1 pseudogene is annotated in these 508 nt (G+C 65.7%); it reads right to left on the reverse strand.

Annotation, left to right across the window (positions count from 1 at the left end):
* Positions 1-247: pseudogene (locus AC1DCY_RS27465) on the reverse strand (hypothetical protein); the annotation flags it as partial.
* Positions 248-508 lie beyond the last annotated feature (261 nt).

A 508-nucleotide genomic window follows, 5' to 3' on the forward strand; every position in this document is an offset into this window, starting at 1 on the left:
GCCGGGTGATCTCGGCCACGGGAATGTCCAGTACGTCCAGGTTCTGCCGGCGGATCAGGTACAGCAGCAGGTCCAGCGGTCCTTCAAAGGCATCCAGGATGACTTCCAGCGCATCCGGCGGGATGTACAGGTCCTGCGGAATCTGCAGGACCGGTTGCCCATGCACCACGGCCAGCGGCATTTCCTGCTGCTGGGGGGCGGGCGGCCGGGTTGGCGTGTTCGCGTCGAGCGCGAGTTCGGAAGTCATCTAATGGAGATCAGGATTGCAACGGACCAGTCGCGGTAGCTGACACACCGGGCAACTGCCACGGACCGCCAGGACACCAGGCGCGCCTGTCTCGGCGCGGTTCCACACATCAAACAACAGGGCGCTCCGCAGGACACGGCAGCGACAGGACTACGGGGAGGTCGTCTACGTGGCCCGGTCGGGTGGACCGGTTCGAAGCAGCGGGTCGGTCGTCGGGGGCTGCGTTGGCCGCAAAAACCGACGGGCTGCTGCATCCAGCCA

It is taken from the genome of Lysinibacillus sp. 10T31, from assembly GCF_056394365.1.